Source organism: Citrobacter sp. CK189, assembly GCF_030333505.1.
GTDB classification, from domain to species: Bacteria; Pseudomonadota; Gammaproteobacteria; order Enterobacterales; family Enterobacteriaceae; genus Citrobacter_B; species Citrobacter_B koseri.
This window is the reverse complement of sequence record NZ_JAOWFV010000035.1, coordinates 200,486-226,157: the sequence shown is the minus strand read 5'-3', so window position 1 is coordinate 226,157 and position 25,672 is coordinate 200,486. Positions and strand designations below refer to the sequence as shown.

Genomic DNA, 25,672 nt, shown 5'->3' with positions numbered 1-25,672 from the left:
CTATAACTGATACAAGGAAGCAGTGATCGTGGCAAAGAATTATTATGACATCACCCTCGCACTGGCAGGTATTTGCCAGTCAGCACGCCTGGTGCAACAGCTGGCGCACCAGGGGCACTGTGATGCCGATGCGCTACACGTTTCACTGAACAGCGTTATCGATATGAACCCCAGCTCTACGCTGGGCGTATTCGGCGGCAGCGAAGCGAACCTTCGCCTCGGTCTGGAAACCTTGCTCGGTGTCCTGAATGCCAGTAGCCGCCAGGGGCTGAACGCAGAGCTGACGCGCTATACGCTAAGCCTGATGGTGCTGGAGCGCAAACTGTCAGCCGCCAAAGGCGCGCTGGACATGCTGGGCGAGCGCATTAACGGCTTACAGCGTCAGCTTGACCATTTTGACCTGCAATCAGAAACGCTGATGAGCGCGATGGCCGGTATTTATGTCGATGTCATCAGCCCGCTGGGGCCACGCATTCAGGTGACGGGCTCACCCGCCGTGCTGCAAAGCCCGCAGGTGCAGGCAAAAGTTCGCGCCTCGCTTCTGGCCGGTATCCGTGCCGCAGTGCTCTGGCACCAGGTCGGCGGTGGCCGCCTGCAATTAATGTTTTCTCGTAATCGCCTGACCACTCAGGCAAAACAAATTCTTGCTCATTTAACCCCGGAGTTGTGATCTATGGAATTATCCTCACTGACCGCCGTTTCCCCTGTCGATGGACGCTACGGCGATAAAGTCAGCGCGCTGCGCGGGATTTTCAGCGAATACGGTTTGCTGAAATTCCGTGTACAGGTTGAAGTACGCTGGCTGCAAAAACTGGCCGCGCACGCAGCGATCAAGGAAGTTCCTGCTTTTGCTGCCGACGCAAACGGTTTCCTGGATACGATTGTCGCGAACTTCAATGAAGAAGATGCCGCACGTATCAAAACCATTGAGCGCACGACGAACCACGACGTGAAGGCAGTTGAGTATTTCCTGAAAGAAAAAGTGGCGGATATCCCGGAACTGCATGCGGTTTCTGAGTTCATCCACTTCGCCTGTACTTCTGAAGACATCAACAACCTGTCTCATGCGCTGATGCTGAAAACCGCGCGCGACGAAGTGATCCTGCCGTACTGGCGTCAGCTGATCGACGCGGTCAAAGATCTGTCCGTTCAGTATCGCGACATTCCCCTGCTCTCCCGTACCCACGGTCAACCGGCTACGCCGTCCACGATGGGGAAAGAGATGGCTAACGTGGCTTACCGCATGGAACGCCAGTTCCGCCAGTTAAACCAGGTGGAAATCCTTGGTAAAATCAACGGCGCGGTCGGTAACTATAACGCCCACATTGCCGCTTACCCGGAAGTGGACTGGCACCATTTCAGCGAAGAGTTTGTGACGTCGCTGGGTATCCAGTGGAACCCGTACACCACACAGATTGAACCGCATGACTACATCGCAGAGCTGTTTGACTGCGTCGCGCGCTTTAACACCATCCTGATTGACTTCGATCGCGACGTCTGGGGTTATATCGCGCTCAACCACTTCAAACAGAGAACCATCGCGGGTGAAATTGGTTCTTCCACCATGCCGCACAAGGTTAACCCAATTGACTTCGAAAACTCCGAAGGCAACCTGGGCCTGGCTAACGCCGTACTGCAACACCTGGCAAGCAAACTGCCGGTTTCCCGCTGGCAGCGCGACCTGACGGACTCCACCGTGCTGCGTAACCTGGGCGTCGGTATTGGCTATGCGTTGATCGCGTATCAGTCCACCCTGAAAGGCGTAAGCAAACTGGAAGTGAACCGCGATCGTCTGCTGGATGAACTGGATCACAACTGGGAAGTGCTGGCAGAGCCGATCCAGACCGTAATGCGCCGCTATGGCATTGAGAAACCGTACGAGAAGCTGAAAGAGTTAACGCGCGGCAAACGTGTTGACGCCGAAGGCATGAAGCAGTTTATCGACAGTCTGGCCCTGCCGGAAGAAGAGAAAACGCGCCTGAAAGCGATGACCCCGGCCAACTATATTGGCCGCGCCATCACTATGGTTGACGAACTAAAGTAATCCCCCCTGCCGGATAGCGATGCTAACGCATCTTATCCGGCCGATATTCAGCGCCCCCAATGCCGGAGACTCATCCGGCATAACTCTCCCCCCGGTTTACGAAATGTTTATCCCCGCCGCAACACAATCAGCGTTAGACTGCGAATGAAAAAAATAAACAATTTAAAAAAAACATATATTTATAACAATATCAAAAAGTTGGGGAATGTACTCATCGGACAATAGCAGACAATATCAGGTATTTTATCGCCCCTAAAGTTGCCCCTAACCTACTATTTGCCCCCAGATCCGCCCCCAAAATCCATACCGAAAACCAATAAAAACCCTGTCGAAGCAGGGTTTGAAAATAATCAGTTTATAAATTCAGGCAGCAGCAGTAACACCAAGCAATTTAGAGATCTTTGCTATACCTTTAACGAATGCCATCCCAGTAGTGCTCATAACCGTCGGCCAGTTTCGGCAACACCTCGCCGGTTATGCGGTCTGTTTTGTACGACCACATATGGGCCTCTCGCGCTACCTTCTTGCAGCGCGGGTGAATGATTATCTCGTCGAAGCCACGAAGATGTGCGATCCCGTCCTCAACGCTTCCCTGCCACTTCTCGGCGGCTGAGATTTTGAAACCCTGCCGCTTGAGATAGCTGATTGTCTCAGGGCGCGCCGAGTCGGCTGTAATGGGCCATTCACGCGACCCGGGGATTGTGTCGTATAGCTCCGGCATGTGGTCCAGCTCTGTTTGCTGACCGTATGCTTCATATTCGATGTACAGCCTGTTATGCAGAATGAATGAACGCACCAGCGTGTTCGGGTCTTTGGCAAAACTGAAGTCGACGCCGAAGAACAAGCGCTCGGCCTCTTTCCAGAGATTATCTGAGAATTCGGCGACCCGGTATTTACCGGCCAGAACCTGTTTATCCAAGTTTTCCAGGTAAGTCCCTTCCCACACCCAGTCATAGGTAGCAGGGTCGAGTCGGCGCTGGTCGTTCAGGCGTTCTCCTTCGAGCACGTCGGGGAATCACGGGTTATCCGTATAGTTCACATCTCAACGGTGATGCAGTCGTCACCTGCCTCTTTGCGGAAACGCTTGTCAGTGGCGCTACCGTCGCGCTCCGGGTTCCACGTCACCCAAATCTCTGAGCCTTCTTCGCGCACTGTTGGGCTGAGTTTCTGCCAGGCTATTTCACTGACTGATTCAGCTTCATCAAACTCCGCAGGCGTCAGCAAGTCTTTGCTGGCTTCCCACAATTTTCAGCACCCTATAAATAACTAAATTCATGAAACATTCCTCAAGTGGTAATTAATAATGAAAAAATAACCAAGATTATACAACCAATCCATAATATTTATTATTTTACTTTCTATAACCACGGTTATAAATTGACTGTATGAAAACCTTCGCAGAACGATTAATCGCCGCTATGACCGCCACTGGCTTGTCCCAAGGACAGCTAGCTGAACGTGTTGGACTCTCACAACCGGCGATTCAAAAAATGACATCAGGAAAGACAAATGGCAGCCGTAAGATGGTTGAGCTTTCGCGCGCGCTAAGCGTCAGACCAGAATGGCTAAGCGCAGGAAGCGGACCGATGCGTCATGGAGACAACACCCCCCCAGAGAAAGAATGGGGGAAAATTGACTCATGGGACAGAAATACGCAGCTTCCTGAAGATGAGGTGGAGATCCCTTTTTTGAGAGATATAGAGTTTGCTTGTGGTGATGGCAGGGTTTCTGACGAGGATCACAACGGTTTTAAGCTGAGGTTTTCAAAAGCTACTCTGCGCAAGGTAGGAGCTAACACCGACGGTTCAGGTGTTCTATGTTTCCCCGCCAGAGGAAATAGTATGGAACCTAATATTCCTGATGGCACTACGGTCGCTGTAAATACGAAAGATAAAAAAATCATTGATGGGAAAATGTATGCCATCAACGAAGATGGGTGGAAAAGAATTAAACTGCTTTATCGCACAGGACCCGAGATGATCAGCATTCGCAGTTACAATAGTGCTGAGTATCCATCTGAGGATAAAAATCTAGGAGATATAGAAATTATAGGCAGAGTTTTTTGGTGGTCAGTTTTAGACTATTAACACAGACATGGGACACCCCAAATGGATGCATTTAAAAACAGGTTAAAACTTCATAGTGAGCATGTTAAAAACGTTGGACTGCATTGCACTACTGAAGAAACAACAAAACAGGCACTAATTTTACCTTTTTTGGATATTCTCGGTTTTAGTCCATACGATCCACAAAAAGTAAAAGCTGAATACGGTGCTGACTTTCCTGGGGTGAAAGCTAATGAGCGGGTTGACTATGCCCTGTTTTGTCAAGGAATTCCAGTCATGTTCATTGAAGCCAAAGCCTATAAAGAAAAAATTGATAATCACTGCCCACAGTTATCAAGATATTTTAACTCAACCCCAGAAGTGACAATCTCAGCCATAACCAATGGAGTTGAGTGGCGGTTTTTCACTGATCTAAAAGAGAAGAACATTATGGATCCCACTCCATTCTTAAAAATAAGAATGGATGAAGTTACGGACGCCGATGCCGAGCAACTATTTAGATTTAGGCATGATAAGTTCAAACCAGAAGCCTTAAGAACTCTCGCAGAAGAAAGCGTATACCTTTCCGCTTTTACTAAAACAATAAGTTCAAGCCTTCGAGAAGTTGACCAGGAATTTGTTAGATATGTAGCAAGCAGATCGAATGTAGAAAGGCAATTGAACCAAAGATTTCTTGAGTCGATAACTCCATTAGTTAAACAAGCAGTAGAATTATCAGTAAGTGCCATGGTAGTTTCTGGGCTATCAGGAAAAAACTCAACAGAATCCCCGAACGATGAAGTTCATGATGATAACGAACAAGAAAAGTCTGACGCACAGGCGGATGTTGTAGATCCCGATAATCCTAATATTGTCACGACTTATAAAGAAAGGCAGCTCTTTGATAAAATCGTATCCATCATTGGCTCTGAGCACGACATTCAATACAAAGACACTGCATCGTACTTCGGTGTTCTCTTCCAGGGTAAAACGAACCGCTGGATAGTTCGCTACTATGATAAGAAATCGAAATCATCGATCCAGCTACCTATAGAATTGAATGACATAACAATTAATGAAATCTCTAGAGCAGGGTTAACCTGCGATGCTTCAAGAATTTACATGGATAATCCTGAAGATATTTTGAGGATATCGGGATTGGTTCTTGATTCATTTGAGTACGTAAAAAACGACGAAAATTTCCGCAAGAAGTAAGAACATAACCGGCCTTATGGCCGGTTTCTTCCTCCCCATCCTAAAGCAACCAATCCACTTCTGCTATCCATGCCCAAATTTCATAAAATTAAATTCTCTTTGTTATCATGAATATATAACTTAATTATTATAACTATAAGTTAAGTTACGGGCGTTGCAGATAACCATGGTTATCCTTAATCCATCGCGAAACACTAAGCACATAAGACTTCTAATTCTCAGCAGGCCGGCTTTATTAATGAGGAAACCAGGCTGGAAATCCGCGTACGCCCTGACCTTGAAATCGACATCGGCGCGGACCTGAAGACTATCAGCATGTGGAACATCAAGCAGGAAGGCCTGAGCGCTGCCATGTACTGCGAAACCGCAGCACTGGACCAGTTTTTCTGGATATTCGTCAACAAAGACGAGAACTACCACTGGCTCGCCATCGTCGAAGCATCCGAAGAATTGCTGAAACTCGGCATGCTGGAATACCGCAAAGCAATGCGCGCCATAGCGAACGGGTTCGACACAGGCGAATGGCTGGCACCGATTACCAAAGATTACGCCGAAGAACTCAATGATTTTGATGTGCGCCGCCTTGAAGCACTGCGCGTACAGGCATAAGGGGGAAATCATGGAAAACACAAATATTGTTACCACTGAGCAGCAGGCACCAAACACCATTTCTGCCAGTAACGCGATTTTTAACGTACAGGCGCTGGGCCAGTTAACCGCGTTCGCAAATCTGATGGCCGATTCCCAAGTGACTGTACCGGCGCACCTTGCAGGAAAACCAACCGACTGTATGGCTATCGTGGTGCAGGCTATGCTGTGGGGCATGAACCCATACGCGGTGGCGCAAAAAACGCATCTGGTTAACGGTATTCTTGGATACGAGGCGCAACTTGTCAACGCGGTAATCGCCAGTTCCAGTGCCATTCATGGCCGCTTTCATTACCGTTAACACCCTGAAACGAGTCGTGGGCGAGAACACACGCCTGGTTGATATTCAGCACGCAGATATTCTGAATTACCGCAAAGAACTCCTGACCGGAGAAGTTTTCAATCCTTCAATGCCAAACCGCATCAAAAATGGGCGCGCGCCCTCAACAGTCAATAAACAGATGGCTGTTTTATCAGAAATGCTGAAGCTTGCAAACCGAAGCCAGTTTATATTGCATGCTCCTTATGAAGGAGTGTCGCGACTCAAGTTATCTAAAAATGATCCCGATCCACTTTTACTTCATGAGTACCAGGCACTGATAGCCGCCCTTCCCCGTAGCCAGACATTAATCATCATTATTGCAGTACATACAGAGATGAGGCCCCCACGGGCGAGGGAGTATGAAAAAAGTTATTTAATTTCATAGCGCTGGTTTCAATCCACACAATCAGCGTTAAACTACTAATACCGTTAATTTAGGGAGAAAAGATGATGCGCGTACTGGTTGTCGAAGATAATGCCTTATTACGCCACCACCTGAAGGTTCAATTACAGGATTTGGGGCACCAGGTTGATGACGCAGAAGATGCAAAGGAAGCCGATTATTATCTTAACGAGCATCTGCCGGACATCGCCATCGTCGATTTAGGCCTCCCGGATGAAGACGGGCTTTCGCTGATCCGCCGCTGGCGCAGCAATGACGTTTCCCTTCCTGTTCTGGTATTAACCGCCCGTGAAGGCTGGCAGGATAAAGTGGAAGTGCTGAGCGCCGGCGCCGACGACTACGTGACAAAACCGTTTCATATTGAAGAAGTGGTCGCGCGTATGCAGGCGTTAATGCGCCGCAACAGCGGCCTGGCCTCGCAGGTTATCTCTATTCCGCCTTTTCAGGTGGATCTCTCCCGCCGTGAATTGTCCGTAAATGATGAAGTGATAAAACTGACGGCGTTTGAATACACCATTATGGAAACGCTGATCCGCAATAATGGCAAAGTCGTCAGCAAAGATTCGTTGATGCTACAACTCTACCCGGATGCGGAACTGCGTGAAAGCCATACCATTGATGTATTGATGGGGCGCTTACGCAAAAAAATTCAGGCGCGATATCCTGATGATGTGATTACCACCGTCCGTGGTCAGGGATACCTGTTCGAACTGCGCTAATGAATAAATTACTGCGTCATCTTTTTCCTTTATCGCTGCGCCTGCGCTTTCTGCTGGCGACGGCAGGCGTTGTGCTAGTGCTCTCTCTGGCCTACGGCATGGTCGCGCTGGTTGGCTATAGCGTCAGTTTTGATAAGACAACCTTTCGCCTGTTACGCGGTGAGAGCAACCTTTTCTACACCCTAGCGTCATGGCAAAACAATAAAATCAATATCGAGATCCCGGAAAATCTCGATATGCAGAGCCCCACGATGACACTGATCTATGATGAGAACGGCAAGTTGTTATGGGCGCAGCGCAACGTTCCCTGGCTGGAGAAACGTATCCAGCCGGAATGGCTGAAAGCCAACGGTTTTCATGAAATTGAAGCCGATGTCGATGCCACCAGCACATTGCTGAGTGAAGATCATTCCGCCCAACAGCAGCTCAAAGAGGTGCGGGAAGATGACGACGATGCGGAAATGACCCACTCCGTGGCGGTGAATGTCTATCCGGCTACCGCGCGGATGCCGCAACTGACGATAGTGGTTGTCGATACTATCCCCATCGAGCTGAAACGCTCGTATATGGTATGGAGCTGGTTTATTTATGTTCTGGCGGCAAACCTGCTGTTAGTCATCCCGTTGCTCTGGGTCGCCGCATGGTGGAGTTTACGCCCTATCGAAGCGCTGGCGCGTGAAGTGCGCGAGCTGGAAGAACACCACCGTGAAATGCTCAACCCGGAAACTACGCGGGAACTGACCAGCCTGGTGCGCAACCTCAACCGGCTGCTAAAGAGCGAACGTGAACGTTATGATAAATACCGCACCACGTTAACCGATCTCACCCATAGTCTGAAAACGCCGCTGGCGGTATTGCAGAGCACCCTGCGTTCAATGCGCAGCGAAAAAATGAGCGTCAGCGACGCCGAACCGGTCATGCTGGAACAGATCAGCCGTATCTCCCAGCAGATTGGTTATTATCTGCATCGCGCCAGCATGCGCGGAAGCGGCGTGTTACTCAGTCGCGAGCTGCACCCCGTAGCGCCGTTACTGGACAATCTCACCTGCGCGCTCAATAAGGTGTATCAGCGTAAAGGGGTCAACATTAGCCTCGATATTTCGCCGGAAATCAGCTTCGTCGGCGAGCAGAATGACTTTGTTGAAGTGATGGGCAACGTGCTGGATAACGCCTGTAAATACTGCCTGGAGTTTGTTGAAATTTCAGCCCGGCAGACCGATGAGCATCTGCATATTCTGGTAGAAGACGACGGCCCGGGCATTCCGCAAAGCAAGCGTGATGTGGTTTTCGATCGCGGTCAGCGCATTGACACCCTGCGACCAGGGCAAGGCGTGGGGCTGGCGGTCGCCCGTGAGATCACTGAGCAATATGAAGGGAAGATCGTCGCCGGTGACAGTTTGCTCGGCGGAGCGCGGATGGAGGTGATTTTTGGTCGCCAGCACCCGATTCAGCGCGATGAATGACGCTGGCGTGTAATATTTATGTATGTTCTTCACCGCATGTCGTTAAGCATCCGTTATAATCGGTGTCAGATACCAGCCTGCGGATAATCAACATGGAATATCAATTAACACTTAACTGGCCCGAATTTCTTGAACGCCACTGGCAAAAACGCCCGGTGGTGTTAAAACGTGGGTTCAACAACTTCATTGATCCGCTCTCCCCTGACGAACTGGCGGGACTGGCGATGGAAAGCGAAGTCGATAGCCGTCTGGTCAGCCATCAGGATGGTAAATGGCAGGTCAGCCACGGCCCGTTCGAGAGTTACGACCACCTCGGCGAGAACAACTGGTCGCTGCTGGTTCAGGCCGTAAACCACTGGCATGAACCTACCGCTGCGCTGATGCGCCCTTTCCGCGCGTTGCCGGACTGGCGTATTGACGATCTGATGATCTCCTTTTCCGTCCCTGGCGGCGGCGTGGGTCCGCATCTGGATCAGTACGATGTCTTTATCATTCAGGGAACCGGTCGCCGCCGCTGGCGCGTAGGCGAGAAGCTGCAACTGAAGCAGCATTGCCCTCACCCGGACCTGCTCCAGGTCGATCCTTTTGAAGCCATCATTGATGAAGAGCTGGAGCCCGGCGATATTCTGTATATCCCACCCGGATTCCCGCACGAAGGCTACGCGCTGGAAAACGCGATGAACTACTCGGTTGGTTTCCGCGCGCCGAATACGCGTGAACTGATCAGCGGTTTTGCCGACTACGTTCTGCAACGCGAGCTGGGCAGCACCTATTACAGCGACCCGGATATCCCGCCGCGCGAGCATCCTGCCGACGTTCTGCCGCAGGAGATGGACAAGCTGCGTGAAATGATGCTCGACCTGATCAATCAGCCTGAACACTTTAAACAGTGGTTTGGCGAATTTATCTCCCAGTCTCGTCACGAACTGGACATCGCGCCGCCGGAACCGCCGTATCAGCCGGATGAGATCTATGATGCGCTGAAACAAGGCGATGTGCTGGTGCGTCTGGGCGGCTTACGCGTCCTGCGCATTGGCGATGAGGTCTACGCCAACGGTGAGAAGATTGATTCTCCGCACCGCCCGGCGCTGGAGGCGCTCTCCAGTCACATCGTGCTGACCGCCGAGAATTTTGGCGATGCGCTGGAAGACCCGTCGTTCCTCGCAATGCTGGCCGCGCTGGTCAATAGCGGGTACTGGTTCTTCGAAGGGTAAATAAGTTATTGCGATTGAGCCTGATGGCAACGCTAGCGCGTTTTATCAGGCCTACACACGGTAGGCCTGATAAGCGAAGCGCCATCCGGCGCCATCACACCACGACACCATTACTGCTGCTTCGCAGTTAGCTCCGCAATACGCACAATCACCTGCACCGCTTTCTCCATCCCTTCCAGCGTCACAAACTCATGCTTGCCATGATAGTTATAGCCGCCGGTAAAGAGGTTCGGACACGGTAAGCCCATAAACGAAAGCTGGGCGCCGTCAGTGCCGCCACGAATCGGCTTCATATCCGGCACAATATCGCAGTCACGCATTGCCTGCTGTGCAATATCGAGAATATGTGGGTGTTCGACCACTTTCTCACGCATATTGTAATAGCTGTCTTCGATCACCAGCTCAATGTAGCAGTCCGGGTGCAGTCCCTTCCCGACCTTTTTAGCGATCTCCATCATTTTGCGCTTGCGGGCTTCAAACTGTTTGCGGTCGAAATCACGAATGATGTAGTGCATATCCGCACGATCAACGGTGCCTTTCATACTCGCCAGATGGTAGAAGCCTTCATAGCCTTCGGTCGTCTCCGGGCTCTCATCCGCCGGAACCTCGGCATGAATACGCGCCGCCAGCGACAGCGCATTCACCATCACGCCCTTCGCCGTACCGGGGTGTACGTTATTGCCCACGATTTTGATATTCACGGAGGCCGCATTGAAGTTTTCAAACTCCAGCTCCCCTACGCCGCCGCCATCAACGGTATAAGCCCATTGCGCGCCGAAAGCCTCAACGTCAAAATGTTTCGCCCCTTTACCGACCTCTTCATCCGGCGTAAAGGCCACGCGAATATCACCGTGCGGAATATCTTTCTGTTTCAGTACCGCCAGCGCGGTCATGATTTCCGCCACGCCCGCTTTGTCGTCAGCGCCCAGCAGCGTTTTCCCGTCAGTGGTGATCAGCGTCTGCCCCAGCAGTTGATGCAGAACCGGGAACATCACCGGCGACAGCACCTCATCGCCGATCCCTAGCGCAATATCGCCACCACGGTAGTTTTCCACAATCTGCGGATTCACATTTTTACCGCTGAAATCAGGTGAGGTATCCACATGAGAGATAAAACCAATCGCGGGAATATCGCCAGCAACGTTGGCTGGCAGCGTCGCCATGACGGTCCCTTTGTCACTTAACGTGACGTTCACCAGCCCCATTTCTTCGAGCTGTTGTTTGAGCAAATGTAATAATTTCCACTGGCCCTCAGTGCTGGGCACTTGCCGTACGCCCGCCTTTGATTGGGTATCCAGCGACACGTAGTGTAAAAAACGCTCAAGTAGTTTATCCATGCAGTCACCCTCACTTTTCGTGACAACATTATTAATAAGCAAGAAAAGACAAATATTGCGTCAGGTCACTTTTATCCCTGCAAACGAGAATATTTCGCGTAGACACTTTTTCTGACTATAAAGCTAAGCCAGTAATTCGCAACAAGGATTGGCGATTTTAGCGGTTTGCCGTAGAATGACCGCCCTCATTAAGAGTCACCAAGGTGGTTAACCACAAACCCCGCATCGGTCAGCCATCCGTTGCGTCTACATGGGACAGAGTAAAAAATTGAATAAACAACCGCGTTCGCTTTCACCGCTGGTACAACTGGCGGGAATTCGCAAAAGCTTCGACGGAAAAGAGGTCATTTCTAATCTGAATCTGACCATCAATAACGGCGAATTCCTCACGCTGCTTGGCCCCTCTGGCTGCGGTAAAACAACCGTTCTGCGCCTGATTGCCGGTCTGGAAAATGTTGATGCCGGTCATATCATGTTGGATAACCAGGACATCACCGACGTTCCAGCGGAACACCGCTATGTGAACACCGTCTTTCAAAGCTATGCGTTATTCCCCCACATGACCGTATTTGAAAATGTGGCTTTCGGTTTACGCATGCAGAAAACCCCCGCCGCCGAGATTACCCCTCGCGTCACCGACGCTCTGCGCATGGTGCAACTGGAAGAGTTTGCGCAGCGAAAGCCGCATCAGCTTTCCGGCGGGCAGCAGCAGCGTGTGGCCATCGCCCGCGCCGTCGTCAATAAACCGCGTTTATTGCTGCTGGATGAATCCCTCTCCGCGCTGGATTACAAGCTGCGAAAGCAGATGCAGAACGAACTGAAAGCGTTGCAGCGTAAGCTGGGCATCACTTTTGTGTTCGTTACGCACGATCAGGAAGAAGCGCTGACCATGTCTGACCGTATCGTGGTGATGCGCGACGGCATTATTGAGCAGGACGGCACGCCGCGAGAAATCTATGAGGAGCCGAAAAACCTGTTCGTCGCCGGATTCATTGGCGAAATCAACATGTTTAACGCCACGGTAATTGAACGTCTGGACGAACAACGCGTACGCGCCAATGTAGAAGGACGCGAGTGCAATATTTATGTTAACTTTGCCGTCGTTCCTGGTCAGAAACTGAACGTACTGTTACGCCCGGAAGATCTGCGCGTTGATGAAATTAACGATGATAACCACATTGAAGGTCTCATTGGCTACGTACGCGAGCGCAACTACAAAGGCATGACGCTGGAATCCGTCGTCGAACTGGAAAATGGCAAAATGGTGATGGTCAGCGAATTCTTCAATGAAGACGATCCTGACTTCGACCACTCTCTCGACCAAAAAATGGCCATTAACTGGGTAGAAAGCTGGGAGGTCGTACTGGCTGATGAAGAACACAAGTAAATTCCAGAATGTGGTGATTGTCACTGTCGTTGGTTGGCTTGTGTTGTTTGTCTTTCTGCCCAACCTGATGATTATTGGTACCAGCTTTTTGACCCGTGATGACGCGAACTTCGTCAAAATGGTCTTTACGCTGGATAACTACGCTCGTTTGCTCGATCCGCTCTATTTTGAGGTATTGCTGCATTCCCTCAATATGGCGCTCATCGCCACCTTCGCCTGCCTGGTGCTCGGCTATCCCTTTGCCTGGTTTCTGGCGAAACTGCCGGAAAAAGTGCGCCCGCTGCTGCTGTTTTTGCTGATCGTACCGTTCTGGACCAACTCGCTGATCCGTATTTACGGCCTGAAAATTTTTCTCAGCACCAAGGGCTATCTCAACGAGTTCCTGCTGTGGCTGGGTGTGATTGACGCCCCGATCCGCATCATGTTCACGCCGGGCGCGGTCATTATCGGTCTGGTCTATATCCTGCTGCCGTTTATGGTGATGCCGCTCTACTCCAGCATTGAAAAACTGGATAAGCCGCTGCTGGAGGCCGCCCGCGATCTGGGCGCCAGTAAATTGCAGACCTTTATTCGCATTATTATTCCACTGACCATGCCGGGGATCATCGCCGGGTGTCTGCTGGTGATGCTGCCGGCGATGGGGCTGTTCTATGTCTCTGACCTGATGGGTGGAGCAAAGAACCTGCTGATTGGTAACGTTATTAAGGTTCAGTTCCTGAACATTCGCGACTGGCCGTTTGGCGCAGCCACCAGCATTACGCTGACGATTGTGATGGGCCTGATGCTGCTGGTTTACTGGCGCGCATCGCGGCTGCTGAATAAGAAGGTGGAACTCGAATGATCGGTCGACTGCTTCGTGGCGGTTTTATGACCGCTATCTACGCGTACCTGTATATTCCAATCATCATCTTGATTGTGAACTCCTTTAACAGTTCGCGCTTTGGCATCAACTGGCAGGGCTTTACCACCAACTGGTACAGCCTGCTGATGAATAACGACAGCCTGTTGCAGGCGGCACAGCACTCGCTGACGATGGCGGTGTTCTCGGCCACCTTTGCCACAATCATCGGCTCGCTAACGGCAGTGGCGCTGTATCGCTATCGTTTTCGCGGTAAACCGTTTGTCAGCGGCATGCTGTTCGTCGTCATGATGTCGCCGGATATTGTAATGGCGATTTCACTGCTGGTGCTGTTTATGTTGCTCGGCATCCAGTTGGGCTTCTGGTCGTTGCTGTTTTCGCATATCACCTTTTGCCTGCCCTTCGTGGTCGTTACCGTTTACTCGCGCCTGAAAGGGTTTGACGTGCGGATGCTGGAAGCGGCAAAAGACCTGGGGGCCAGTGAAGTCACGATTTTGCGTAAGATCATTCTGCCGCTGGCAATGCCTGCGGTCGCGGCTGGCTGGTTGCTCAGTTTCACCCTGTCGATGGATGACGTGGTGGTTTCGTCATTCGTCACCGGGCCTGGCTATGAGATTCTGCCATTGAAAATTTACTCAATGGTAAAAGTCGGCGTTTCACCGGAAGTTAATGCGCTGGCAACGATTTTGTTGGTTCTGTCGCTGGTTATGGTCATCGCCAGCCAGCTTATTGCTCGTGATAAAACCAAGGGCCGTTGAGGCCCACTATTCAGGGGACGTTAAATGAAAAAATGGTCACGCCACCTGCTCGCGGCGGGTGCTCTGGCACTGGGCATGAGCGCCGCTCACGCTGATGACAACAACACGCTCTATTTCTACAACTGGACCGAGTATGTTCCACCAGGACTGCTGGAACAGTTCACTAAAGAGACGGGCATTAAGGTTATCTATTCGACCTACGAGTCGAATGAAACCATGTATGCCAAGCTGAAAACGTATAAAGACGGCGCCTACGACCTGGTGGTGCCTTCCACCTATTACGTCGATAAAATGCGTAAAGAGGGCATGATCCAGAAGATCGACAAAACGAAGTTAACCAACTTCCACAACCTCGATCCTGAAATGCTCAACAAACCGTTTGACCCGAATAACGACTACTCCATCCCGTATATCTGGGGCGCAACGGCAATTGGCGTTAACAGCGACGAAATTGACCCGAAAACCGTCACCAGTTGGGCTGACCTGTGGAAGCCTGAGTATAAAGGCGGCCTGCTGCTGACTGACGATGCGCGTGAAGTGTTCCAGATGGCGCTGCGTAAGCTGGGTTACTCCGGCAACACCACCGATCCTAAAGAGATTGAAGCGGCGTATAACGAACTGAAAAAACTGATGCCAAACGTGGCGGCGTTCAACTCCGACAACCCGGCTAACCCGTATATGGAAGGCGAAGTCAACCTGGGGATGGTGTGGAACGGTTCTGCGTATGTTGCACGTCAGGCAGGGACGCCGCTTGAGGTTATCTGGCCGAAAGAAGGCGGTATTTTCTGGATGGACAGCCTTTCTATTCCGGCGAACGCCAAAAACAAAGAAGGCGCGCTGAAGCTGATCAACTTCCTGCTGCGCCCGGATGTGGCGAAAGAAGTGGCGGAAACCATCGGTTATCCGACGCCGAACCTGGCCGCACGTAAGCTGTTAAGTCCTGAAGTGGCAAATGATAAATCACTCTACCCTGATGCCGACACCATCAATAAAGGGGAATGGCAGAACGATGTGGGTTCCGCCAGTGCTATCTATGAAGAGTATTATCAGAAGCTGAAAGCGGGACGCTAATTCAGCGTTGTAAAGAATGCCCGATGGCGCTGCGCTTATCGGGCCTGGACAAATGCGAACCGTAGGCCGGATAAGGCATTCGCCGCCATCCGGCAAAAAAATCACAGTCCTTTCAATAATTTCTCAATAAATGCCGGTACGACCTGGCTTGCCGGGCCATAATATTTCTCTTCAAACTCGCTGCCGACCTGGCTTGGTTCAAGATTTAGCTCGACCGTATGCGCGCCGTGCAGGCGGGCCTCATGCACAAACCCGGCCGCCGGATAAACATGCCCGGATGTTCCGATAGCGATAAACACATCCGCCATCGCCAGCGCCATATAGATCTCATCCATGCCAAGCGGCATTTCACCAAACCACACGACGTGCGGGCGAAGCGAAGCCGGGAACTGGCAGCAGTGGCACTTATCGTCTGAAGTCACATCGCCCGTCCAGTCCAGAATTTGCCCGCTCTGGGAGCAGCGCACTTTCAACAGCTCGCCGTGCATGTGGATGATATTCTTGTTGCCCGCGCGTTCATGCAGATTATCGATATTTTGCGTCACCAGCAGGAAACGATCGCCCAGCGCCTCTTCCAGTTTTGCCAGCGCGACATGCGCCGGGTTGGGCTGAATCTCAGGCCGCTGCAACTGCTGACGGCGGGCGTTGTAAAATGACTGAACCAGTTCTGGATCGCGGGCAAACCCTTCCGGGGTCGCCACATCCTCTACCCGATGCTCTTCCCAGAGACCATCAGCGGCGCGAAATGTACGAATGCCGGATTCGGCAGAGATTCCCGCTCCAGTAAGAACTAATACTCTTGGTTTTTCCATCATTTCCGGCACCACTCTGTCTCTGAAAAAGATTCGCTGACGCAGGCGTTCACGCAAATGGCGTTTGTTTTTACGAAAACGGCTTAATCGATGAGCCCGACGCGACTGCATAACAACCTCTTTTGATTAATCGGTAAGATGTAAGAAGGCAGCGCCGCGCATCCCGCCCGCATCACCGTGTCGCGCCCGTTCAATACGCGGTACACGAGCAACAGGAAGGAGATGACGTGGCAACCTGTCTGCCAGTTGCGTTGTTATAGCAGTGAAGTTTGATAATCCTCCCCCAATCACCACCAGATCGGGATCGACGATCGTGAGGATATTCCCCAGGCAGACCGCCAGTAAATCCAGGTAACGTTCAACATGCGCACGCGCGCGTTCATCACCTTGCTCCCACAAAGCAATAATCTCCGGCGCCTGTAGAGGTTGATGATAGTAATGCTGATACAGCCACGCAAACCCGCGGCCGGAAAGATAATTTTCGATGCAGCCCAGTTGACCGCAACCGCAGCGACGCAGAGGAAAATCGAACCCCATCAGGGTGAGCGCATCGACAGGCAAACGCATATGACCAAACTCGCCGGTAATATAGCTGCGACCGGTGATCGGCTTACCGTTGAGCACCAGTCCGCCGCCTACGCCCGTCCCGAGGATAAGCCCCATGACCAGCGGATACTGCGTGAACTCATCATCCCAGGCTTCCGACAGTGCAAAGCAGTTCGCGTCGTTATCCAGGCGAACATCACGATCCAGCCGGGCGCTGAGATCGGCGCGGAGCGGTTTACCGCTGGCGGCCGGAACATTGGCGGCATACAGCGTTCCGTCTTCCGTTTCCGGCATCCCGGGAATAACAATGCCCACGGAACCTTTTACGTCAAACCGCTGGTCGGCTTCCGCCACCAGATCGCAGACCGCCGTTAAAAAAGCCTCATAGCCTTCGCGTGGCGTCGGTACGCGTTTTTCCCAGCGCAAACGTCGCTCGTTATCAAACACGCCTAAGGCAATTTTTGTCCCGCCAATGTCAAACCCGTAATGCATCACGCACCGCTCCTTGTTCTTATGTACTGCGACTACTGGCCGCTTAACACTCTCGCGGGGTCAATATTGCTGGCGCGTCGCGCCGGATACCAGCTCGCCAACAAGCTCAGCAACAATGCCGTAACCAGTACGTAAATAACGTCCAGCCAGTGTAATTCGGATGGCAGGAAGTCGATAAAATAGATGTCTCCAGAAAGGAACTGATGCCCTATCAGCTTTTCGATGCCTTCGATAATAGGGGTCAGTTGCAACGAGACGACCACGCCAATCGCCACGCCGCACAGACTGCCGAGCAGACCCGCCAGCAGCCCATACCAGACGAAAATGGCGCGGATTAGGCCATCTTTCGCCCCTAAGGTTCTTAATACCGCGATATCGCCGCTCTTATCTTTTACCGCCATCACCAGCGTCGAAACGATATTGAAGCAGGCCACGCCGATCACCAGCACCATCGCCAGATACATGATGGCGCGGATCATCTGAATATCATGGTACATATAGCCGTAAGTACCGATCCAGCTCTTAATGTAAACGTAACTGTCGGTCACTTCGCCAGCGTCCCGTACCAATTTATTGGCGTTAAAGACATCGTTGACCTTAATCGCGATGCCGGACACGCTGGCCCCCATATCCAGGTACTGCTGCGCGTCTTCCATAGGGATCATGGCAAAGCTGTGATCGAGCTGACCGCTCAGTTGCAGAATCCCCGTCACATGCAGACGCACTCGCTTAGGCTGCTGCAATTTATGATCGGCGCTGGCATTGGGGATCATGATCGACACCCAGTCGCCCTGCTTCACTTTCAGCGCATCGGCAACGCCCTTGCCAATGATGATCTGCTGCTCGCCCGCCCTGAAGTTATCCCAGGCATGATTTTGCACAAACGACGGCAGCGCGCTCAAGCGCTGTTCCTGTTTCGGGTCCACGCCCTTCACCTGGATTGCGCGCAGATTCGCCCCGCTCTCCACCAGCCCGGTAAAGTTGATATAGGGCGCTGCCGCTGCAATCCCCTGTACGTGCTGCACTTTTTCCAGCGCTTCGCGCCAGTGAGTCCACGGCTGATTCACCGCTTCAATTTCACCATGCGGCACCACGGCCAGAATACGGTTGTTCAGCTCGCGCTCAAAACCGTTCATCGCGCTTAAACCGACAATCAGTACCGCCACGCCCAGCGCGATGCCGATAGTCGAGATAACGGAAATCAGCGACACCATACCGCCGCGCCGACGACCACGACTAAAGCGCAAGCCGATCAATAACGATAAAGGCGAAGCCATTACTCAGCTCCCATCAGGCTCAGTTCTGCCGTCAGCAGACCGTCACGCATTTCAAGCTGACGGCTCATTCGCTTCGCCAGCTGCAAATCGTGAGTCACCACCAGAAACGCCGTTCCCTGAGCGCGATTGAGTTCACCCAGAAGCTGGAAAATACTGTCGGCATTGCGCGCATCCAGGTTGCCGGTCGGTTCATCCGCCAGCACCAGGCGCGGATTGTTGACCAGCGCTCGGGCGATGGCGACACGCTGACGCTCGCCGCCGGAAAGTTCGGATGGACGATGGTTAGCTCGGTGATCCAGCCCCACCGCCTGCAACATTTCACGCGCCCGCTCGGTAATTTCAGCCGGTTTTTTCTTGCCGATCAGCAGCGGCATGGCGACGTTTTCCAGCGCGGTGAAATCCGGCAGCAGGTGATGGAACTGATAAATAAAGCCAAGCTTCTGGTTGCGCAGTTCCGCTTTCGCCGCCGACGAGAGTTTGCTCATCGGCTGGCCGCTAAAAATGACATCGCCCGACGTCGGCGTATCCAGGCCGCCCAGCAGGTGCAGGAGCGTACTTTTCCCGGAGCCGGAGCTGCCAACAATCGCCATCATTTCGCCTTCGCCAATGCTGAAGCTGACATCGTGCAGCACGTCGGTTTGCACGGAGCCTTCCTGATAGCGTTTGCACAGGTTGTCGCATTGCAACAGGATCTTATTCATAACGTAAAGCCTCAGCGGGTTGGGTGGCGGCAGCGCGCCAGGAAGGATACAGCGTGGACAATAACGCGATGGCCATCGCCACCAGCGCAATAACAACAACCTGTAGCGGTTCAATCGCCACCGGCAGCGCAGCGCCATCCAGGAATGCGCCAATGATCGGCATCAGGTTATTCAGTTGGCTGGCCAGCAATGCGCCCAGCACTGCCCCCAGCAGCGCACCGATAATCCCGGCGCTGGCGCCCTGAACCATAAACACCATCATGATCTGGCGCGGCGTCAGCCCCTGGGTTTGTAAAATAGCCACTTCGCCCTGCTTCTCCATCACCATCAAACCTAACGAAGTAATAATATTAAACGCCGCCACGGCGACGATCAGGCTTAACAGCAAACCCATCATGTTTTTTTCCATGCGCACGGCCTGGAACAGTTCGCCTTTTCGCTCACGCCAGTCCTGCCATTTCGTCCCCTCTGGCAGCGTCTGCTGGCTGAGGGTATCCACCTTCAGCGGCTCATTGAGCCACAAGCGCCAGCCGGTGATATTGCCCGCCGGGTAGCGCATCAGGCGCGACGCGTCCTGAATATTGGTCAGCATCTGGTAGCCATCCACTTCGCTGTTCGCCGCGAAGGTGCCAATCACCGTAAACAGGCGCTGGCTCGGCAGGCGTCCCATTGGCGTGAACTGGCTGGCGGAAGGCACCATCACGCGAATTTGATCGCCGCGATTGACGCCCAACTGCCCGGCAAGCTGCTCGCCGAGGATGACATTATACTTGCCCGGTTCAAGAGAGGTTTGCTTCACATTGACCAGATACGGCGTTAAGGGATCTTTTTGCGCCGGGTCGATACCCAGCATCACGCCCACGGCGACGCTACGCGCGCTTTGCAGCACGACATCTCCCGTGGTAAGCGGCGCGATACGATTGACGCCATTCAACGTAACCGCTTTTTCGGGTATCTGCTGTGGATTAAGGGAGCCCTGCTCAGACGAGAGAATTGCCTGCGGCATCAGGCCAAGGATGTTGTTTTGCAGTTCACGTTCAAAACCATTCATCACCGACAATACCGTGACCAGCGCCATCACCCCGAGAGTAATGCCAATGGTGGAAAGCCAGGAGACGAAACGACCGAAACGATCTGCTGCACGCCCACGCATATAACGCAGGCCAATAAATAGAGCGACAGGTTGGTACATGAAATCCGTCTGGTTGCTGTTAGCAAAGCCCTGAGTATATAAGCGAAAGCGGAATGGGTAAATGACTGAACCGTAAGTGTTCGTCAGCGTAATTCTGAAAAGTATCAAGAAATCAACTTCCTGAAGATACCTGCCTTGATACTCGCCCTTAACCCTGATCTTTATCTTAAAAAAATAAAATACAGAATGTTACGCATTACAACACCGATCCCCGCCCGCAGGATCACAGGCTATGTTGAATAACACGAGTACGCCGTCCTGATGAAACAAAAAGAATTGTGGATCAACCAAATCAAAGGGTTATGCATCTGCCTGGTGGTCATTTATCACTCTGTGATTACGTTCTATCCCCACCTGACCGCTTTCCAGTATCCGTTATCGGAGATTCTGACGAAATGCTGGATCTACTTTAACCTCTATCTGGCGCCGTTTCGCATGCCGGTGTTTTTCTTTATTTCCGGGTATCTGATCCGCCGCTATATTGACAGCGTGCCCTGGGGAACCTGTATTGATAAACGGATCTGGAGCATTGTCTGGGTACTGGCGCTCTGGGGAGTGGCGCAATGGCTGGCGCTTAGCTGGCTCAACCACTGGCTGGCGCCCGAACGCGACATCAACAATGCCTCCAACGCCGCTTATGCCGGGTCCGTCGGCGAGTTTATTCACGGAATGCTGACGGCCAGCACCAGCCTCTGGTATCTGTATGCGCTGGTTGTCTATTTTGTGCTGTGTAAAGTCTTCAGCCAATGGGCAAAACCACTGTTCGTACTGTTTGTACTGCTGAGCGTGACGATAAACTTCGTGCCGACGCCGTGGTGGGGAATGAACAGCGTGATCCGCAACCTGCCTTACTACAGCCTCGGCGCCTGGTTTGGCGCCACGCTGATGGAGTGGATTAAGCATGTCCCACTGCGTCGTTATGCTATCGCGTTTGCGGGCATTGCGCTGCTCGCCGTCATCGCCTGGCTGGCTAATGTATCCCTGCTGCTCTCACTGGTGTCGATTGTGCTGATCATGAAACTTTTTTATCAGTATGAGCAGCGCTTCGGCATGCGTTCTTCCAGCCTGCTGAATGTCATCGGCTCAAACACTATTGCTATCTATACAACCCACCGTATCCTGGTCGAAGCGTTCAGCTTAACGTTGATTCCAAAAATCAACGGCGCGGCATGGTCGCCGCAGCTTGAGTTTGCTCTGCTGTTGGTTTACCCCTTTGCCAGTCTGCTGATTTGCACGCTGACGGGCCTTACCGTCCGAAAAATTTCGCAACGCCTGTTTGCCGATCTCTTCTTCTCTCCGCCTTCACTCCCCGCCGTTACCAGCTATTCGCGTTAATCTTTTCGCCCCCTCCCGGGGGCGAATCAATTTGCTAAAGAGAAACGATCACGGATAATAAAGAGCATTGCTTATCAGTGATATGCCCCCATAGTGTGGTGTATACCCAATAGAGATCCTGCAACCACTATGCCTGAACAACAACGTTATACTCTGCCAACCAAACCCGGCGATCAGCGCCAGTTGGGTGAGCTTACCGGCGCCGCCTGCGCCACGCTGGTGGCGGAGATTGCCGAGCGCCATGCTGGCCCAATCGTGCTTATTGCACCTGACATGCAAAACGCCCTGCGCCTGCATGACGAAGTTCGCCAGTTCACCGACCAACTGGTGATGAATCTGGCGGACTGGGAAACGCTCCCTTACGACAGCTTTTCCCCACACCAGGAAATCATCTCTTCACGCCTGTCCACGCTTTACCAGTTGCCGTCAATGCAGCGCGGCGTATTGATTGTTCCGGTAAATACGCTGATGCAGCGCGTTTGCCCGCACAGTTATTTGCACGGCCACGCCCTGGTGATGAAAAAGGGTCAGCGTTTGTCGCGCGACGCCCTGCGCGCACAGCTGGATAGCGCGGGCTATCGCCATGTTGATCAGGTCATGGAACACGGTGAATACGCCACTCGCGGCGCGCTGCTGGATCTGTTTCCGATGGGCAGCGAACAGCCCTATCGTCTTGATTTTTTTGATGATGAAATCGACAGCCTGCGCCTGTTTGATGCCGATACCCAGCGTACGCTGGAAGAAGTCGACGCCATCAATTTGCTGCCCGCGCATGAATTTCCGACCGATAAAACGGCCATCGAGCTGTTCCGCAGCCAGTGGCGTGACACATTTGAAGTTAAACGCGACGCCGAGCATATTTACCAGCAGGTCAGTAAAGGCACGCTGCCTGCCGGGATCGAATACTGGCAGCCGCTGTTCTTCAACGAGCCGCTGCCGCCTCTGTTCAGCTACTTCCCGGCGAACACGCTGCTGGTGAATACCGGCGCGCTGGAAAACAGCGCTGAACGCTTCCAGGCCGATACCCTGGCGCGTTTTGAAAACCGTGGCGTCGATCCTATGCGCCCACTTTTGCCGCCGGAATCCCTGTGGCTGCGGGTCGATGAGCTGTTCTCCGAACTCAAACGCTGGCCCCGCGTACAGTTAAAAACCGAACATCTGCCAGGTAAGGCGGCGAATACCAATCTGGGTTTCCAGAAACTGCCGGATCTGGCGGTACAGGCGCAGCAAAAAGCGCCGCTGGACGCGCTGCGTAGATTTCTTGAATCCTTCAACGGGCCGGTCATTTTCTCCGTAGAAAGCGAAGGCCGCCGCGAAGCGCTCGGGGAACTGCTCGCCCGTATTAAAATTTCACCCAAACGAATTTTGCGCCTGGATGAGGCGCTCGACGCCGGACGTTACCTGATGATTGGCGCTGCGGAGCATGGCTTCATCGATACGCAGCGTAATCTGGCGCTTATTTGCGAGAGCGATTTGCTGGGTGAACGCGTTGCGCGTCGCCGTCAGGACTCACGCCGCACGATTAACCCCGACACGCTGATCCGCAACCTGGCGGAACTGCATCCTGGCCAGCCGGTGGTACACCTTGAGCATGGTGTGGGGCGTTATGCGGGTATGACGACGCTGGAAGCCGGCGGCATCAAGGGCGAGTACCTGATGCTCACCTACGCCAACGACGCCAGACTGTACGTACCGGTGTCATCTTTACATCTCATCAGCCGCTATGCCGGAGGCGCCGAAGAGAACGCGCCGCTGCATAAACTGGGCGGCGACGCCTGGTCTCGCGCCCGACAGAAAGCCGCGGAGAAAGTGCGCGACGTGGCGGCAGAGCTACTGGATATTTACGCCCAGCGCGCGGCGAAAGAAGGTTTCGCCTTTAAGCACGATCGCGAGCAGTATCAACTGTTCTGCGACAGCTTCCCGTTCGAGACCACGCCAGACCAGGCGCAGGCCATTAACGCCGTCCTGAGCGACATGTGCCAACCGCTGGCAATGGATCGTCTGGTGTGCGGCGACGTCGGCTTCGGGAAAACCGAAGTGGCGATGCGCGCCGCGTTCCTGGCGGTGGAAAACCACAAACAGGTCGCGGTGCTGGTGCCTACCACCCTGCTGGCGCAACAGCATTTCGATAACTTCCGCGACCGCTTCGCCAACTGGCCGGTGCGCATCGAAATGCTCTCCCGTTTCCGTAGCGCCAAAGAGCAAGCGCAGATCCTTGAGCAGGTCGCTGAGGGGAAAATCGACATTCTGATCGGCACTCATAAGCTGCTGCAAAGCGATGTGAAATTAAAAGATTTGGGCTTGCTGATTGTCGATGAAGAGCACCGTTTCGGCGTGCGGCATAAAGAGCGCATCAAGGCAATGCGCGCCGACGTCGATATTCTGACGCTGACGGCAACGCCAATCCCCCGTACGCTCAACATGGCGATGAGCGGTATGCGCGATCTGTCGATCATTGCCACACCGCCCGCCCGTCGTCTGGCGGTAAAAACCTTCGTCCGTGAATATGACAACCTGGTGGTGCGCGAGGCTATCCTGCGTGAAGTTCTGCGCGGCGGCCAGGTGTATTATCTGTATAACGACGTGGAGAATATCCAGAAAGCCGCGGACCGACTGGCGGAACTGGTGCCGGAAGCCCGCATCGCGATTGGTCACGGGCAGATGCGTGAGCGCGAACTTGAGCGCGTTATGAACGACTTCCACCACCAGCGCTTTAACGTTCTGGTGTGTACCACCATTATCGAAACCGGTATTGATATTCCAACCGCGAACACGATCATCATTGAGCGCGCCGACCATTTCGGCCTGGCGCAGCTACACCAGCTACGTGGCCGCGTTGGACGTTCGCACCATCAGGCGTATGCCTGGCTGCTGACGCCGCATCCAAAAGCGATGACGACCGACGCGCAAAAACGCCTGGAAGCCATTGCCTCGCTGGAGGATTTGGGCGCCGGTTTTGCGCTGGCGACCCACGACCTCGAAATTCGCGGCGCTGGCGAGCTGCTTGGCGAAGATCAGAGCGGGCAGATGGAGACTATCGGCTTCTCGCTGTATATGGAGCTGCTGGAAAACGCCGTGGATGCGCTGAAAGCCGGACGTGAGCCGTCGCTGGAAGACCTCACCAGCCAGCAGACGGAAGTCGAACTGCGTATGCCGTCGCTGTTGCCGGATGATTTTATCCCGGATGTGAATACGCGTCTGTCGTTCTATAAACGCATTGCCAGTGCGAAAAACGAAAACGAGCTGGAGGAGCTCAAGGTAGAGCTGATCGACCGTTTCGGCCTGCTGCCTGACCCGGCGCGCAATCTGCTGGATATCGCGCGTCTGCGCCAACAGGCACAGAAGCTGGGCATTCGAAAACTGGAAGGCAACGAGAAAGGCGGTACGATCGAGTTTGCCGAGAAAAATCACGTAAACCCAACCTGGCTGATTGGTCTGTTGCAAAAACAACCGCAGCACTTCCGCCTCGACGGCCCGACACGCCTGAAGTTTATTCAGGATCTGGCGGAGCGTAAAACGCGTATGGACTGGGTGCGCCAGTTTATGGCGCAACTGGAAGAAAACGCGGCGGCGTAACGCCCTACGACGCCGGATGGCGGCGCAAGCGCCTTATCCGGCCTACGGAAAGCATATCCTGTAGGCCCGGTAAGCGCAGCGCCACCGGGCACATCGCCTTATCCGGCCTACGGGAAGCATACCCTGTAGGCCCGGTAAGCGCAGCGCCACCGGGCACATCGCCTTATCCGGCCTACGAGAAGCATACCCTGTAGGCCCGGTAAGCGCAGCGCCACCGGGCGTAATGCCCTCTGCCATCCCCGCGTTTTCGCCCACA

The 25,672-nt window shown here is 53.0% G+C and carries 20 protein-coding genes and 3 pseudogenes; 16 read left to right on the top strand and 7 right to left on the bottom strand.

Annotation, left to right across the window (positions count from 1 at the left end):
• The first annotated feature begins 28 nt into the window (after positions 1-28).
• Positions 29-670, top strand: a complete 642-nt coding sequence (gene hflD / locus OGV83_RS05370; RefSeq protein ID WP_024130407.1) for a high frequency lysogenization protein HflD — start codon at positions 29-31, stop codon at positions 668-670.
• A 3-nt stretch (positions 671-673) separates the two neighbouring features.
• Complete coding sequence (gene purB / locus OGV83_RS05365; RefSeq protein WP_012132704.1) at positions 674-2,044, top strand: adenylosuccinate lyase; 1,371 nt, start codon at positions 674-676, stop codon at positions 2,042-2,044.
• A 412-nt stretch (positions 2,045-2,456) separates the two neighbouring features.
• Here purB and OGV83_RS05360 read toward each other — a convergent pair.
• Positions 2,457-3,247: pseudogene (locus OGV83_RS05360) on the bottom strand (PBSX family phage terminase large subunit); the annotation flags it as partial.
• Between the two features lie 182 nt (positions 3,248-3,429).
• Between OGV83_RS05360 and OGV83_RS05355 the strand changes: the two are divergent.
• From OGV83_RS05355 to roxA, 8 genes and pseudogenes are all read left to right on the top strand, one after another.
• Positions 3,430-4,131, top strand: a complete 702-nt coding sequence (locus OGV83_RS05355) for an XRE family transcriptional regulator (RefSeq protein ID WP_248623280.1) — start codon at positions 3,430-3,432, stop codon at positions 4,129-4,131.
• 21 nt (positions 4,132-4,152) lie between these two features.
• Positions 4,153-5,304 carry a type I restriction endonuclease gene (locus OGV83_RS05350; RefSeq protein WP_110494337.1) on the top strand — a complete coding sequence of 384 codons (1,152 nt, stop codon included), beginning with the start codon at positions 4,153-4,155 and terminating at the stop codon, positions 5,302-5,304.
• Between the two features lie 234 nt (positions 5,305-5,538).
• Positions 5,539-5,913, top strand: a pseudogene (locus OGV83_RS05345) (RecE family exodeoxyribonuclease); the annotation flags it as partial.
• Positions 5,876-6,250, top strand: a pseudogene (locus OGV83_RS05340) (recombinase RecT); the annotation flags it as partial. The pseudogenes OGV83_RS05345 and OGV83_RS05340, both read left to right, overlap by 38 nt.
• 19 nt (positions 6,251-6,269) lie before the next feature.
• Positions 6,270-6,659: a site-specific integrase gene (locus OGV83_RS05335; protein WP_248623954.1), complete on the top strand. Its 390-nt coding sequence runs from the start codon at positions 6,270-6,272 to the stop codon at positions 6,657-6,659.
• Positions 6,660-6,724: 65 nt separating this feature from the next.
• The gene (gene phoP, locus OGV83_RS05330; RefSeq protein WP_024130426.1) at positions 6,725-7,396 is read left to right on the top strand and encodes a two-component system response regulator PhoP; all 672 of its coding nucleotides are present in this window, start codon (positions 6,725-6,727) and stop codon (positions 7,394-7,396) included.
• Positions 7,396-8,859 (top strand): two-component system sensor histidine kinase PhoQ, encoded by a 1,464-nt coding sequence (gene phoQ, locus OGV83_RS05325; protein ID WP_012132787.1) that lies wholly within the window; start codon positions 7,396-7,398, stop codon positions 8,857-8,859. Before phoP ends, phoQ begins: the two co-directional genes overlap by 1 nt.
• Positions 8,860-8,951: 92 nt before the next feature.
• Positions 8,952-10,073, top strand: a complete 1,122-nt coding sequence (gene roxA, locus OGV83_RS05320) for a [50S ribosomal protein L16]-arginine 3-hydroxylase (protein ID WP_047457471.1) — start codon at positions 8,952-8,954, stop codon at positions 10,071-10,073.
• Positions 10,074-10,183: 110 nt separating this feature from the next.
• On the opposite strand, the gene pepT is transcribed toward roxA, so the two are convergent.
• A complete protein-coding gene (pepT, locus tag OGV83_RS05315) occupies positions 10,184-11,410 on the bottom strand; it encodes a peptidase T (protein ID WP_047457474.1) in 1,227 nt (408 codons plus the stop codon).
• A 250-nt stretch (positions 11,411-11,660) separates the two neighbouring features.
• Between pepT and potA the strand changes: the two genes are divergently transcribed.
• Genes potA through potD form a run of 4 tightly spaced genes read left to right on the top strand, consistent with a single transcriptional unit; the run spans position 11,661 to position 15,485 of the window.
• Complete coding sequence (gene potA, locus OGV83_RS05310; protein WP_012132791.1) at positions 11,661-12,797, top strand: spermidine/putrescine ABC transporter ATP-binding protein PotA; 1,137 nt, start codon at positions 11,661-11,663, stop codon at positions 12,795-12,797.
• Positions 12,781-13,638: a spermidine/putrescine ABC transporter permease PotB gene (potB, locus tag OGV83_RS05305; protein ID WP_049011765.1), complete on the top strand. Its 858-nt coding sequence runs from the start codon at positions 12,781-12,783 to the stop codon at positions 13,636-13,638. Before potA ends, potB begins: the two co-directional genes overlap by 17 nt.
• Positions 13,635-14,414 carry a spermidine/putrescine ABC transporter permease PotC gene (gene potC / locus OGV83_RS05300; protein WP_012132793.1) on the top strand — a complete coding sequence of 260 codons (780 nt, stop codon included), beginning with the start codon at positions 13,635-13,637 and terminating at the stop codon, positions 14,412-14,414. Before potB ends, potC begins: the two co-directional genes overlap by 4 nt.
• Positions 14,415-14,438: 24 nt before the next feature.
• Positions 14,439-15,485, top strand: coding sequence for a spermidine/putrescine ABC transporter substrate-binding protein PotD (gene potD, locus OGV83_RS05295; RefSeq protein WP_071258216.1), 1,047 nt, complete (start codon positions 14,439-14,441; stop codon positions 15,483-15,485).
• Between the two features lie 101 nt (positions 15,486-15,586).
• On the opposite strand, the gene cobB is transcribed toward potD, so the two are convergent.
• Genes cobB through lolC form a run of 5 tightly spaced genes read right to left on the bottom strand, consistent with a single transcriptional unit; the run spans position 15,587 to position 20,505 of the window.
• Positions 15,587-16,408, bottom strand: a complete 822-nt coding sequence (gene cobB / locus OGV83_RS05290; RefSeq protein WP_047457485.1) for a Sir2 family NAD+-dependent deacetylase — start codon at positions 16,406-16,408, stop codon at positions 15,587-15,589.
• A gap of 15 nt (positions 16,409-16,423) precedes the next feature.
• The gene (gene nagK / locus OGV83_RS05285; RefSeq protein ID WP_286463234.1) at positions 16,424-17,335 is read right to left on the bottom strand and encodes an N-acetylglucosamine kinase; all 912 of its coding nucleotides are present in this window, start codon (positions 17,333-17,335) and stop codon (positions 16,424-16,426) included.
• Between the two features lie 32 nt (positions 17,336-17,367).
• Complete coding sequence (gene lolE / locus OGV83_RS05280) at positions 17,368-18,612, bottom strand: lipoprotein-releasing ABC transporter permease subunit LolE (protein WP_024130429.1); 1,245 nt, start codon at positions 18,610-18,612, stop codon at positions 17,368-17,370.
• Entirely contained in the window at positions 18,612-19,313 is a 702-nt protein-coding gene (gene lolD, locus OGV83_RS05275; RefSeq protein WP_012132798.1) for a lipoprotein-releasing ABC transporter ATP-binding protein LolD, read from the bottom strand. The genes lolE and lolD overlap by 1 nt, the downstream gene beginning before the upstream one ends.
• Positions 19,306-20,505: a lipoprotein-releasing ABC transporter permease subunit LolC gene (gene lolC / locus OGV83_RS05270; RefSeq protein ID WP_024130430.1), complete on the bottom strand. Its 1,200-nt coding sequence runs from the start codon at positions 20,503-20,505 to the stop codon at positions 19,306-19,308. The genes lolD and lolC overlap by 8 nt, the downstream gene beginning before the upstream one ends.
• A 261-nt stretch (positions 20,506-20,766) precedes the next feature.
• On the opposite strand from lolC, the gene OGV83_RS05265 reads away from it, so the two are divergent.
• Positions 20,767-21,840: an acyltransferase family protein gene (locus OGV83_RS05265; protein ID WP_012132800.1), complete on the top strand. Its 1,074-nt coding sequence runs from the start codon at positions 20,767-20,769 to the stop codon at positions 21,838-21,840.
• Between the two features lie 129 nt (positions 21,841-21,969).
• The gene (gene mfd, locus OGV83_RS05260) at positions 21,970-25,416 is read left to right on the top strand and encodes a transcription-repair coupling factor (protein WP_058669010.1); all 3,447 of its coding nucleotides are present in this window, start codon (positions 21,970-21,972) and stop codon (positions 25,414-25,416) included.
• Positions 25,417-25,672 lie beyond the last annotated feature (256 nt).